14 protein-coding genes are annotated in these 12,508 nt (G+C 42.7%); 9 read left to right on the top strand and 5 right to left on the bottom strand.

Annotated elements, in window-relative coordinates; translation table 11 throughout:
• Positions 1-55: 55 nt before the first annotated feature.
• Entirely contained in the window at positions 56-1,684 is a 1,629-nt protein-coding gene (locus tag JCM19038_RS13560; RefSeq protein ID WP_042418910.1) for a catalase, read from the bottom strand.
• A 55-nt stretch (positions 1,685-1,739) separates the two neighbouring features.
• Positions 1,740-2,072, bottom strand: a complete 333-nt coding sequence (locus JCM19038_RS13555; protein WP_042418908.1) for an MGMT family protein — start codon at positions 2,070-2,072, stop codon at positions 1,740-1,742.
• 93 nt (positions 2,073-2,165) lie between these two features.
• Here JCM19038_RS13555 and JCM19038_RS13550 point away from each other — a divergent pair, with 93 nt between their 5' ends.
• The 9 genes from JCM19038_RS13550 (at position 2,166) to JCM19038_RS13515 (ending at position 9,804) form a co-directional block, all read left to right on the top strand.
• Entirely contained in the window at positions 2,166-3,689 is a 1,524-nt protein-coding gene (locus JCM19038_RS13550) for a spore germination protein (RefSeq protein ID WP_081831799.1), read from the top strand.
• Between the two features lie 13 nt (positions 3,690-3,702).
• Positions 3,703-4,908, top strand: a complete 1,206-nt coding sequence (locus tag JCM19038_RS13545; protein WP_042418906.1) for a Ger(x)C family spore germination protein — start codon at positions 3,703-3,705, stop codon at positions 4,906-4,908.
• Positions 4,909-4,912: 4 nt separating this feature from the next.
• The gene (locus JCM19038_RS13540; protein WP_042418903.1) at positions 4,913-5,134 is read left to right on the top strand and encodes a hypothetical protein; all 222 of its coding nucleotides are present in this window, start codon (positions 4,913-4,915) and stop codon (positions 5,132-5,134) included.
• A 4-nt stretch (positions 5,135-5,138) separates the two neighbouring features.
• Positions 5,139-5,261, top strand: coding sequence for a hypothetical protein (locus tag JCM19038_RS24520; protein ID WP_255343384.1), 123 nt, complete (start codon positions 5,139-5,141; stop codon positions 5,259-5,261).
• Positions 5,258-6,253 carry a GerAB/ArcD/ProY family transporter gene (locus tag JCM19038_RS13535; protein WP_042418900.1) on the top strand — a complete coding sequence of 332 codons (996 nt, stop codon included), beginning with the start codon at positions 5,258-5,260 and terminating at the stop codon, positions 6,251-6,253. The genes JCM19038_RS24520 and JCM19038_RS13535 overlap by 4 nt, the downstream gene beginning before the upstream one ends.
• Positions 6,250-7,431: an endospore germination permease gene (locus JCM19038_RS13530; RefSeq protein WP_042418896.1), complete on the top strand. Its 1,182-nt coding sequence runs from the start codon at positions 6,250-6,252 to the stop codon at positions 7,429-7,431. Before JCM19038_RS13535 ends, JCM19038_RS13530 begins: the two co-directional genes overlap by 4 nt.
• 63 nt (positions 7,432-7,494) lie before the next feature.
• Positions 7,495-8,361 (top strand): YitT family protein, encoded by an 867-nt coding sequence (locus tag JCM19038_RS13525; RefSeq protein WP_042418894.1) that lies wholly within the window; start codon positions 7,495-7,497, stop codon positions 8,359-8,361.
• A gap of 304 nt (positions 8,362-8,665) precedes the next feature.
• Positions 8,666-9,043 carry a flavin reductase family protein gene (locus JCM19038_RS13520; protein WP_307190036.1) on the top strand — a complete coding sequence of 126 codons (378 nt, stop codon included), beginning with the start codon at positions 8,666-8,668 and terminating at the stop codon, positions 9,041-9,043.
• A gap of 2 nt (positions 9,044-9,045) precedes the next feature.
• Positions 9,046-9,804, top strand: coding sequence for an HAD hydrolase family protein (locus JCM19038_RS13515; protein WP_042418891.1), 759 nt, complete (start codon positions 9,046-9,048; stop codon positions 9,802-9,804).
• 46 nt (positions 9,805-9,850) lie between these two features.
• Here the strand turns inward: JCM19038_RS13515 and JCM19038_RS13510 are convergent, their stop codons facing one another.
• The 3 genes from JCM19038_RS13510 to JCM19038_RS13500 all read right to left on the bottom strand — a co-directional run bounded on the left by JCM19038_RS13510 (position 9,851) and on the right by JCM19038_RS13500 (position 12,491).
• Positions 9,851-10,039, bottom strand: coding sequence for a hypothetical protein (locus JCM19038_RS13510; RefSeq protein WP_042418889.1), 189 nt, complete (start codon positions 10,037-10,039; stop codon positions 9,851-9,853).
• Positions 10,040-10,538: 499 nt separating this feature from the next.
• On the bottom strand, positions 10,539-11,429 hold the full coding sequence (locus JCM19038_RS13505) for a chemotaxis protein CheV (RefSeq protein ID WP_042418887.1): 891 nt from the start codon (positions 11,427-11,429) through the stop codon (positions 10,539-10,541).
• A gap of 105 nt (positions 11,430-11,534) precedes the next feature.
• Entirely contained in the window at positions 11,535-12,491 is a 957-nt protein-coding gene (locus JCM19038_RS13500; RefSeq protein ID WP_042418883.1) for a glycine betaine ABC transporter substrate-binding protein, read from the bottom strand.
• Between the last annotated feature and the right edge of the window lie 17 nt (positions 12,492-12,508).

Here is a 12,508-nt window from a genome sequence, read left to right as displayed (position 1 = left end):
CGCAAAAGGATAGGAAAAGCAGTTCAATCTGCTCTCCTATCCTTTTTTGAACGGTTTAGTATGGATCGGATGACTGTCCCATTTCACGGGACTTTTCTACACCTTCGTCGTGTTTGTCTTTCGTACTTGCGATATGGTTTTTGATGCCTTCTTCAAGACGTTTCCCGTATTCTGGATCTGCCTCAGTACAATGCTTGATCATCGTTTGTTGAATCGATTCATGCGCATCAGCAAGTGCTCCCGAAAGGTTCAAAATAAGATCCTCCCGTTCCCAATCGTTAAACCGTCTCCACGTTTCCCCTGCTTGACCGAAGTTGTTCGGACGATCAATTGGCTCACGCACAAGCTTGCCGCTAATCTCTGGTTCATGGAATTTACGATTCGTACGATCTGCTTCTTTTAAGCTTCCTAAAAGCGACGGTTCATAGTTAATATGTGGGTCATGACTCGGTGGCGTATCGACGTGATAAGCCATTTGTCCGTCTCGTTGATTTGTTGCCACTCGTTTCTTCGGTGCGTTAATCGGTAATTGCAAGTAATTTGCGCCAACACGGTAGCGCTGTGTATCTGAATACGAAAACGTACGACCTTGCAGCATCTTGTCATCTGAGAAGTCCAACCCGTCTACTAAGACCCCTGTCCCAAACGCTGCTTGCTCGACTTCCGCGAAATAGTTTTGTGGGTTTTTGTTCAACGTCATTTTACCAACTTTGTACCAAGGAAACTCATCACGATACCACAACTTCGTATCATCTAACGGATCAAAGTCTAACTCTTTATGTTCTCCGTCTTCCATAATCTGAACGTGCAACTCCCATTCTGGGTGGTTACCATCTTCAATGGCTTGATATAAATCTTCCGTTGCATGATTAAAGTTTTGTGATTGAATGTCATCGGCTTCTTTTTGCGATAAGTTTTGGATGCCTTGTAGTGGCTCCCAATGATACTTTACGAGTACCGCTTTGCCTTCTGCGTTCACCCATTTGTATGTGTTCACACCAGAACCTTGCATTTGACGGTAATTTGCGGGAATGCCCCACGGTGAGAACAAAAAAGTAATCATATGTGTTGATTCTGGGCTTGAAGCGATAAAATCAAAAAATCGCTCCATATCTTGGACGTTCGTTAGCGGATCCGGTTTAAATGCATGTACCATATCTGGGAACTTGATTGCATCACGAATAAAGAATATTTTTAAGTTGTTTCCCACGAGGTCCCAGTTTCCATCTTCTGTATAGAACTTTACCGCAAACCCACGAGGGTCACGGAGCGTTTCTGGAGAATGTGTGCCGTGAATAACCGTCGAAAATCTTACAAAAACCGGTGTTTTTGCTTCTGTATTCGTAAACACTTTCGCTCTCGTATAATTTGAAATCGGCTCATCCCCAATTTTCCCGTAAGATTCAAAGAATCCGTGCGCACCTGCGCCACGCCCGTGAACGACTCGTTCTGGAATACGTTCACGATCAAAATGACTCATCTTCTCAAGAAAATCATAATTCTCAAGTGTCGAAGGTCCTCGATTACCAACCGTACGGATGTTCTGATTGTCTTTCACCGGTTGTCCTTGACGATTCGTTAGCGTCTCTTCTGTTTCATTTTCTGCCATGCGTTTGTCATTCGCATCCCCGGCTCCATCAGCATTTGTTCCAAAGCCTCGTTGTGTATGTTTTTCTTCGTCCATTTGTTAAGCCCCTTTCTAATCACGGTTATGATTAGCATGACCAAATGGTAGACTCCTATTCATCCACAACGTGTAACGGGCCTTCCCATACAGCGGCTTTCATATCGACGTGGTCGTCGTCTTTAAACGGCACACCTTCAGCGATTAATCGCTCTTTTTGAATACCAAAGCCACCAAACACCTCACTGGCAGCAAGGGAACCATCCCGATAAATAACGCGATGTGCCGGAATATGTAGATCTGTTGGTACGTCGCGCAACGCCCATCCGACAGCTCTTGCACCTCTAGGTTTGCCTAACCACCTTGCAATCAGACCATATGTCGCAACTTTCCCTTCAGGAATTTCTGCAGTGACTGTATACACTCGTTCGTAAAAGTTCGATTTCATGCGATCGCCTCTTTTGTTCATGATTTTCTTCGAATAGAAAAGCTTTCCTTTTCACACAATACGATCAAAACTTTGAAAGAAAGGCGTGTCTATATGAGTGTACGATTACGTCGTCGTTATAAGCAAAACAAACACCTTGCCACACACGTGCACGACCACATATCTCCTCACGCCGTGAACAACTTTCATCAAATTATGAAAAGAACGGGTGAAAGTGATGATATTCTTCATCGCTCCTTTACATTTCCGACGAACAAAACGAAAGCTTCCCTTATTTATGTTGATGGGACCGTTGATAGTCAAGCGATTGAAAAGATCTTAAGCCGAGCAAAGTTCTACTCAGACAACAAAGATGAAAACTATCTTTCCTATTTCAACGAAGTAGGTACGACGAAAATTCATTCTTCAATTCCAAGTATACTTAATGAACTTTTATCGGGTCACGTCATTATCTTTATTGATGGTCAAACTGACGCCTATAGCGTCTCTCTTATTAAAATTCCAGAACGTTCGATTACTGAACCGTTAACTGAAACGGTCATTCGTGGTCCTCGTGAAGGTTTTATCGAGAGTCTTCGTGTAAACACATCACTCGTTCGACGTCGATTACCTGATGAGAAATTACGTTTTGAACCACGAACAATCGGGTCACGTACGAAAACAAAAATCAACATCGCCTACATAGAAGGGGTTGCGGATGAAAGTTTACTAACGGAACTGCGTCAACGGTTGGACCGAATTGAAACCGACTCAATTCTTGAGGATGGTAACATTGAAGAACTAATTCAAGACGCTACGTATACACCGTTTCCAACCGTCTACTCCTCAGAACGACCAGATACGGTTACGTCTCATTTACTTGAAGGAAAAACGGCAATCTTCGTGGATGGGTCACCATTTGTCTTGATCGTACCTGCACTCTTTGTACAGTTTTTTCACAATGCTGAAGACCATACCCAACGAGCAGACATCGCTTCACTCGTTCGACTGTTACGATTCGGCGCTGCCTTTATCGCCTTACTTGCTCCTTCTCTTTATATTGCCATTACGACGTTTCACCAAGAATTAATTCCAACGAGGCTGCTCGGTAACCTTGCCGCCCAAAGTGAAGGAACGCCGTTTCCTACCTTTATTGAAGCGGTCCTTATGGAAATCACCTTTGAGATTTTACGAGAAGCCGGAATTCGAATGCCACAACCGGTCGGACAGGCCGTTTCAATCGTTGGGGCAATTGTAATCGGTCAAGCGGCCGTACAAGCGGGAATCTTCTCTGCAGCGGTCGTAATCGTCGTCTCACTAACTGCAATCGCAAGTTTTGTCTTTCCAAGTTATAGCATGGCAAGTCCGTTTCGGATTTTGCGGTTTGGCTTTATGGGCCTTGCGGCATCCTTTGGATTGTTAGGGATCTCGGTCGGTTTTACAGCGATGTTGCTTCATTTATCAAGTTTAAAGTCATTTGGTATTCCGTACATGTCTGATCTATCGCCATTCGTGTATTCCGATCAAAAAGATGCACTCATACGGTTGCCGAAATGGATGATGAAAGAGCGCCCTAAAACGACCGATCACCAAGACGTTGAACGGCAACACACACGAAAACCGAGTCCTGACCAATAGGAGTGAAATGAAAATGCTTATGAGACGACTTTCTTCTATCTTGCTCGTTATACTGAGCGTTTTACTCCTTTCAGGTTGCTGGGATCGGTGGGAGTTAAACGAACTATCTATTATTACTGGGATGGCAATTGACAAATCTGACGACAATTATGAATTGACGATGCAATCGATTAACCCTGCTGAAATTGCTTCTCAAGAAATCGGAAATGGTTACGCTCAGTCGTTTAATACGACTGAAATTGCCCCAACAATTCACGAATCGTTACGTAAACATGTGAACAAAAGCCCGAGACGTGCGTTCATTTCTCATTTGCAAGTACTCGTCATTAGTGAGGAAGTCGCTCGTGAAGGCATTACGAGCATTCTTGATTTCTTTTACCGAGATCATGAAGTACGCTCTGACTTTTTTGTTTTAGTTGCAAAAGATGACCAAAGTGCTAAAGAAATTATGAGCATCGTAACACCTCTTGAAAACGTTCCATCGCAGAATATTTTTGATTCTCTACAATATGGTGCTCGCTCGTACGGAGGAACTCGAATTGTTACACTAGATGACTTGTATCAAGATGCAACCGCACCAGGGATTGAACCTGCATTAATGGGAGTCACTGTCATCGGGGATTTAAAAGAAGGTCAAGACCGTGCAAACGCGGAGAAAAATGCTCCAGCAGCGACATTACTTATTGAAGGTCTTGCGATCTTCCGCAACAACGCGCTCGTCGGTTGGCTAAATCAAGACCAAAGTAAAGGGCTTAACTATATTACTGGTGATATTAGAGACAGCGTTGGTAGTTTCACTTGCCCGGACAGCCAAGAAGAAGAATTTGCACTTGAAAGCTTTAAAGAGCGAACAAAGTACGATGTTCGCATCGTAAACAATAGACCGATCATTGACCTGACCGTCGATATTGGCACGCATATTTCTGAAGTGAATTGTAAAGATCTTGATTTATCGAAAGAAGAGAACTTTTACCTCGTTGAAGAACAAGCAGAACAAGAGTTTGTCGCTAAATTACAAGATACTGTACAAGAAGCAAAGGCTCATCAAGCGGATGTATTAGGGTTCGGTCAAATGATTCACCGCAAACATCCGAAAGTGTGGGAGCAACTTGAAGATAACTGGGATGAAGAGTTTCCTAATGTTGAAGTGACGTATGAAGTTAACATTAACATCACAGATACTGGTAACATTATTAATTCATTTTCTGAGGATGATTAAGTAGATGGTGATTGGAAACGTCTTAGCTGTTGTGTTCACAAGCTTCATGATTTGGATCACGCAACGGCACACACTAAAACAGAACAAGAATAAAAAACTAACTGTCCTTTTCTATAGTTTTTTAACCGCCGCTACCATTCTCGGTTTACTCATCGCTCTGGACGTTAACATTCCGAGCTTCGCCACTGCCAGTACTAAATTCGTAAAACGACTGAGAGGACTATAAGGCTATGATGCATCAACATGTTTCAACACCAGGTTTATTTGCCCTTACGATGTATAGCACGTGTAGTACTTCACTGCTTAGCTTGCCGCTCATCCTCGGAACGATGTACAACAAGATGCGTGGATGATCCCGCTTGCCGCCGGGAGTGTTGGTTATTTATTTGTGTTGCTCATCTGCAAACTCGGGTTGTTGTACCCGAACAAAAACCTATTTGACATGACAATTACAGCCTTCGGTACAGCACTCGGGCAGTTGAGCAATGTCCTGCTCGTATTGCTTGCCATCCTTACGTTATTCACAGTGATGAATTACTCTGCGGGGTTTATTAGCAGTCATATACTCGTATCAACGCCAAACGAATGGATCCTCGCCATTTCGATGACCGTTGTCATTTACGGTGTTTATTTAGGAACAGAAACGTACAGTTTGTTTGCGATTTTATCAACGCCCTTCTTTTTCTTACCTTACGTACTGTTAATCGTGCTTAAAATTCCTGAAGCAGATGGTAGCCTGCTCTTACCGATGCTACAGCAACCATTTACAGATTATATTAGTGCGTTTTTGTTTTATTTTTCTATAACAGCAATTAACGCGATCTTTTTATTGACGTTCTTTCCACAAATGGCAGGCGACAAGAAAAAAGCGGTACAAGTCATTAAATCAGGCTATATTTTCGGCAATGTTATTTTATTCGTCATGACATTCCTTTGTACGAGTGTTTTAGGTCCACATTATATGAGTACGTCCTACTACCCTGCGTTCGTTTTAGCTCAGCGTATTGCGCTCGGTGGATTTGTTGAACGCGTTGAAGTGTTAATTACCGTCATTTGGTTTATTACGATTTACTTTAAGATTACCGTGTACTTAACAGCGATCATTTACGGCGTTGGCAGAATTTCGAATTTAGAGACGTACAAACCGTTATCACTACCGATCGGCATGTTGATGGTCACGCTAACCGTACTCGCCTTCTCAAATACTGCAGAGGATTTATTTTATTATCGTTACATCGTTTCTACACTTTCCCTCATGATTGGGATAACGATCCCCTTTGCGTTGATAATCACAACGATCGTCAAGAAAAAACGTCACCCATCCAAAGGAGGCGTCGCTAAATGAGAACCATTGCACAAGTTTCTCCACGTTCATACGGTTTTCTCGTTTTCTATGCGACATGTAGTACGGCACTGCTTGGACTTGCGACGTCACTTACATCGTTTTTGCATCAAGACGCTTGGATCGTACCCATCGTCGGTAGTGTACTTGGTGCCGGTGTCGTATTCCTGTTTACGATGCTTGCCCGTTGGTATCCACTCTTAACGATCTATGAAATCAATGATCAGCTTTTCGGTAAATCAATCGGAACTGTATTCTCGTTACTCTACCTATCATTGCCTGTTTTTCATTTCCCTGCAATTACGTCGTACTCCGTTACATTCATTCAAAATTACACGCTACCAACGACACCCTTTATCGTTATTGCAGCAATTGGTATTAGCATTATTGCTTTTGGTATTTATTCTGGAATTGAGCCGATCGCAAGAACAGCGGAGCTTTGTTTTGTCTTTTTCATTGTCCCACTATTGTTTCTCATTTTTACGACTTCACCGTTAATTGATATCGGCTTTTTACAGCCGTATTTCACCTTTTCTATGTTTGACATGACAGAAGCGTTCACTATCTTTCTTGGAAACGTCGTCTCTAATGTTGTGATTCAATTGACCGTATTCCCGAAATACCTCGCAAAGAAAAGAGCTGGAGAAAGAGCTCTTTGGACGGGCTATTCACTCGGTTGTTTGACGCTTACTATCATAACCTTCTTATGTATTGCAGTGCTGTCCCCTGAACTCGTTGCGGTTGATCATTATCCAGCATTCACACTCGCCCAAGAAATTAACGCCGCAGGCTTTCTTCAGCGTGTCGAAGCGACGGTTACTGTCGTCTGGTTTATTTGCATCTATTTCAACTTAGTATTGTATTTCCACTGCATTATCATCGCTTTGAAACATTTTTTCAAATTAACAAGTATGCGCACACTTATTCCAGCAATCGCGGTACTACTCGTTTATTTAGCCGATTATTATTTCAACAATATCGCTGAAGAACGAAGCTTCTATCAATATGTTAGCGTTCCTCATTCCATTACTGTCGGTACACTGCTACCGATTGTCATGGTTACGGTCGGAATCATAAAGAGGAAGAAACAACAAGCACCGTTATATCCTCCTTATCCAGACGAAAAAACCGTATACAAACTTCAGCACTCAAAAGAGGCGAAATCCTCGAAGCAAATCTGATTGGCATGTTTGTCCCTCTTAAGCGATATGTATAAGTATAGATGCTAAACGGGGAGGGCTCTGATGGTCTATCGTAGAAAAAAACGCGTCGTGTCGAACGTTCTATACCGCGCAATGATGGTCATAAGCGGCGCTTCCCTTGTGGCCATCGCCATCCAACTCTTTTTAATTCCGAATATGGTGATTGATGGTGGCGTGATCGGCGTTGCGCTGATTTTATCTAAAATCACCGGCCTTGGGTTCGGTTTTTTCGTCTTAATTATTAACTTACCTTTTCTTTTTTTTGGATTAAAGCATATCGGTCCGCAGTTTTTTGTAACTTCGCTATTCGCCATCGTTGTTATGGCCATTAGCGAGCAACAACTTGCACACATGGATTCATTTATCCACGAACCGCTCGTATCAACGTTGTTCGGTGGGTTTATCTTAGGAGCTGGTGTCGGGATCGTGATCCGCCACGGCGGTGCGCTTGACGGGACTGAAATTCTTGGCATTTTGCTTACGAGAAACCTTCCCTTTTCAGTTGGGGAATTCGTGATGTTTATTAACATCTTTATCTTTGCGTGGGCTGCGTTCGTATTCGGTGTTGAACAAGCAATGTTGTCCATCATTACGTACTTTGTTGCCTCGAAAACGATTGATGCGGTCATTCAGGGAATTGATGAAACGAAAGCCGTCATGATTGTGAGCAACAAAAAGAAAAAGCTTAGCTCCGAGATTGTTCATCGACTCGGACGCTCACTTACCGTGATGCCTGGCTATGGCGCATTTACTCACTCTGATAAAGAAGTGCTCTACATCGTCGTCACGCGACTAGAGGTAATGAAATTAAAGTCGATCGTCTTTGACATTGATAAAGAAGCGTTTATTACGGTGATGGATGCACAAGAAGTACACGGCGGAAAATTTAAGAGTAACTCCCACATGTAGTTGGACAATATGTGCTACACTTAAACTACTTCTACATAAAAAGGAGTTGTTGAGTCGTGCCTAAAGATGATAGCCATGTATTTGACCCTACAGAGCTTTCAACACAAGAGATGTATAAACTAATGATTGGATCGGTCGTACCTAGACCGATTGCATGGGTTTCATCACGTTCAAAAGACGGAGTCTCTAACCTTGCTCCTTTTAGCTTTTTTACCGTTGCTTCGAGAAAACCACCGACCTACTATTTTCGGTTGGCCCTGGCGTCCAAGAGCGGAGCGGCACGGTTAAAGATACACTCACCAACATACGAGAAACAAAACAGTTCGTCATCCATGTTGTACCTGAGAACTTAGCAAATGCAATGCATGAAACGTCTCTTCATTATCCAGAACATATTGATGAATTTAACGAATCGCAGTTAACACCAATTTCTTCACTCACCGTAGAGCCTCCAACGATTAAAGAGGCTCCGATTGCATTTGAGTGTGAGAAATCTGATATTATTCAAGTCGGTACCGATCACCTCGTACTCGGTAAAGTCAAACGAGTACGTGTTAATGATGACGTTTATTTAGGCAATTATAAGACGAATATCGCGGAACTCTCACCTCTTGCACGGTTAGCCGGTGATTACAGCACGTTAAAGACACCGTCCTTTCCACTTCCAAGGAAAGAAGAGTAACGATGCAATTTATCTTTGATTTGGACGGAACGATCGTCTTTAACGGGAAGAAAATGTCGACATTAATAGCTGATGAACTCGTTGCACTTAAAGAATACGGTCACGATGTTACCTTTGCATCCGCGAGAGGGATCCGTGATATGCTTCCTGTTATTGATGAACGTTTGCATGACGTTCGATTAATTGGCGCCAACGGTGCGGTCATTTGGGAAAACCAGAAACTAAGGCGTTATGTAGACATCGATCACGAAACGTTCCGTACTGTAACAGCCATTCTTAAAGACATCGATGCAACCTACTTAATTGACGGTCATTGGGACTATAGCATTGCCGGGGACGAAGAACATCCATTTCTCCCGATGATTAATGTTTTACAAGACGCTAAAGAAGTCCCTGTTGACGAGTTGCAATTCATTTCGAAGCTACTCGTTCTAGAATGCGGCGATCCAACCCCACTCCTTGATCAGATTCCGACATTAAACATTACGAGGCATCGTTATCGCGATGAAGCTCGTTTTGATTTAACGGGCGAGAACGTAAACAAGCGAGCTGGGTTTCAAAGCGTTTGCGCCGAAGATTACATTATGTTCGGCAATGACTTGAACGATTTACCATTGTTCCAAAAAGCGATTCATTCTGTGATGATCGGTGACTTCGCGCCTCTGTTCCCTTATGCGAAGGAACAGATTCAATTGAACGCACGAACAGAAGCGACCATTGTAGAAACGATTCGCTCTCTAAAAGAAAAACATACCATTTAACGTAAAAAAACCATCGGTGTAATTACACCGATGGTTTTTTGATGTGTTACGTACGTTGTACGTTTCCCTTTTTGATGACGATTCGACGAAATGGGAACTCTTCCTCTTTTTCAGGAATCGGAAAGCGGTTGAATTCAGCAACGATTGTCCGCTCATATTCCGCGATGACCTTCATCATCTCACCTTCGTATTTCACTGATTCACCAATTTGAAACAACTTCTCTTTTTCTTCCATAAAATTTCACCTAGCCTTTATGCGGTAAAATCAATACATGACTAGCATTGTACCACACAACGAGGCGTATGACGAGTGTTACGCTTGGAAATCGTGCTCATAGTACTCATTAATCTGTTGAATAACAGAAGGTGCTTCCATCGATTCGTTTTTGTTATTTTCTTTCATTTCTTGATAACGGTGTGTCTTTTCCATAGGTTTCCTCTCCCTTTTTGGAATAGTGTATGCTCATTGTACGATATTGTTATAATACAGTCAACCATTTTTATCGATTTTATATAACAATTCTGGATTTTTCTTTTTTCTCTTATGCGCATTTGAATAAATGCCTATACATCAGCATATGGTGCGAATTTCTATACTCATCATCTACACTACACACCCTTCTATACTACTGTTAATCCTTATTTCAAATTCTGTTTTAGTACAGTATTACACGTATGATCAAAAAAAAGCGAGTCATCGAACGACAACTCGTTCAATGACTCGCTTTTGTATATTAAGCTTTTACGTTTGCATGGTGGTCCATCACTCGGATGAGTTGCTCATAATTCGGTTTTGTCACTTGAGCACTAACACCAACTTCATCATTTCGTTCGACGACGTTCTCGCTTTCTATAGCCGAGAATAACACGATCGGAACCGCTTTATAATTGCGATCGTCTCGGACGTACTTCGTTAATTGATGACCAGTAAGCCCAGGCATCTCTAAGTCTGTCACGATCAAATCACAATAGTTTAGTTGTTGCAATGCATCAAACGCTTTACGACCGTCATCGAAATACTGCACGTTTCTATAGCCCGCCGAAATGAGCTGTGAACGAAGCACAGCTAACATCGTTTTCGAATCTTCGATCGCTACGACTACTTTCTGTTCTCGCTCGCTGACATAGCGCTGTGTGTCGTTATCGCTTAGCGACGATTCACTCACAATATCCATAATCATTTTCTCGTAATCAAGCAAAAAGATCGATTTGTCTTCCAACATGAACGTTCCTGTTGCTTGCGCTTCACTGCCAGCAGCAATCTCATCGGCATTGTGCACGTTTGACCAGTTCACACGTACAATTCGGTCCACATCTTCAATGAATAGTGCCATCGTAAGCTCATTGATCTCTACGATCATCATTTTCGTTTGATCGTTGTTTTGGGTTGGTAAGTCTAACACTTTGCCTACGTCGATCACTGGAATGGTTTCCTCACGGACTTGAATCACGCCTTCAACAAAATGATGACGGTTCGGTGTCGGTGTGATCGGTTGCACCGTTATAATTTCTCGTATTTTTAAAATGTTAATGGCCAAGTGAATGGCGTTCGCACGGTAAACCATGACTTCAAATTCATTTAAATCCTCATTTTCATAATCCGTTTCATCAAAAAAGGAACTCATCTTGTCTGCCTCCTATACACACTCTACTGTATATATCGGCAGTACGATAAAAACTATTAAAAAAAGCTAAGAAAACATGAATGTTTTCTTAGCTTATCGAGATGATTACTCTTTAAGATCTTCAATTGAATCAATGTCCATGTATGCAGGTACCGTTAATCCAAGTGCAGCTTCACCGTCAAGGTTCGGTCCAAGATCTTCGTACTGATCTTCCATTTGTGCGTGGTAATCTTCATGTGTTCCCGGTAACCAAGCAGCAACCATTGCATCAGCATCACCGTTCGCTACAGCTGTAAACATGATGTTTGCTTCCATTGAGCTCATGCTTACTTCATAACCTAGGCTCTCAAGTACAAGTGCAACGACATTAGTTGATGCGATTTCAGTATCCCAAGCAACATATGCGAGTAGAATTTCTTCTCCATCAACTTCAGAGATTCCCTCTGTCCAACCGTCAACAACATCTTGGTTTTCATCGATCCAGTTTTGTGCAGCTTCGACTTCGTCTGTTCCTTCATGAATCTCTAACATAACTGCATCCATGTCTTCTGCTGTCCAAGCAAAGTTGTCAAGCACCTCATGAGCTTCAGGCATGTCACTTGAAAGTCCTTCACGAACAATCGTGTGAATGCTCTCTGCTTCACCGAATGAGTTCTCTGGATCATCGAGGATCTTTAGGTCAAACGCTTCGAATTTCCAGTGAGGTGTCCACCCTGTAACGATGATTGGCTCTTCATTTTCAATGGCACTCGTCAATTCTTGTGTCATTGCCGCTCCAGAACTCGTCTGTACGTTCCATCCTTCAAGGTCGTAATCTTCGATCGCACGTTCAGCCGCTGCTACAACCCCTGCGCCAGCGTCGATTCCTGTGATCGTGTAATCTAACTCTTCACCGTAGTTTGTACCCGCTGTATCCGCGTCATCTTCGTCTTCACTTGCTTCTGTGTCACCGTTCTCATCTGCTGTGCCTTGCTCTTCTGCGTCGTCCGTGCCACATCCAGCTGCAACGAGTGCAAGTGTTAATGTTGATGCAAACCCAATTCTTTGCCAATTCTTCTTCATAATACACGCTCCCTTAG

Origin of the sequence: Geomicrobium sp. JCM 19038 (assembly GCF_000698125.1) — a bacterium.
GTDB lineage: Bacteria > Bacillota > Bacilli > Bacillales > Marinococcaceae > Geomicrobium_A.
The sequence above is the reverse complement of the archived record's forward strand: the minus strand, read 5'-3'. Positions and strand labels throughout refer to the sequence as shown.